This is a genomic window from Pseudomonas sp. F01002, from assembly GCF_004402115.1.
GTDB lineage: Bacteria > Pseudomonadota > Gammaproteobacteria > Pseudomonadales > Pseudomonadaceae > Aquipseudomonas > Aquipseudomonas frigoris.
Window position 1 is genome coordinate 62,793 of record NZ_SOPU01000033.1, and the last position, 328, is coordinate 63,120.

The 328-nt window shown below is 61.0% G+C and carries 1 protein-coding gene; it reads right to left on the bottom strand.

Features of this window, described 5'->3' with window-relative positions; all coding sequences use genetic code 11:
• A partial coding sequence (locus E3W21_RS32015; protein WP_256661666.1) for a hypothetical protein occupies window positions 1–328 on the bottom strand: 328 nt, incomplete at both ends.

The following is a 328-nucleotide window of genomic DNA, read 5'->3' on the forward strand; positions in this document are numbered from 1 at the left end:
TTGGTAGGTGAACTGCGGATTGCTGAGGCCATCAATGTCGATGATGCTCGACGGGTCAGCGGTCAACACTTGGTTCTGCACTGCAAGCCCGGTTACGGTCGGCCCTGCAGTCGGTGCATCGTTGACGTTGTCCACCGGCCCCAGGATGTTGGACGAAGCGCTTTCGGCCACACCGAAGTCATCCACGTAACCGATCACCACGCGCATTTCCTGGCCGACCTGAGCCTGGCCAAGCGCGAACGTGCTACCGGTAGCGCCGGCGATGTTGACGAAGCCAAGCCCGTCGTTCGCCTGCCACTGGTAGGTGAACTGCGGATTGCTCAGGCCA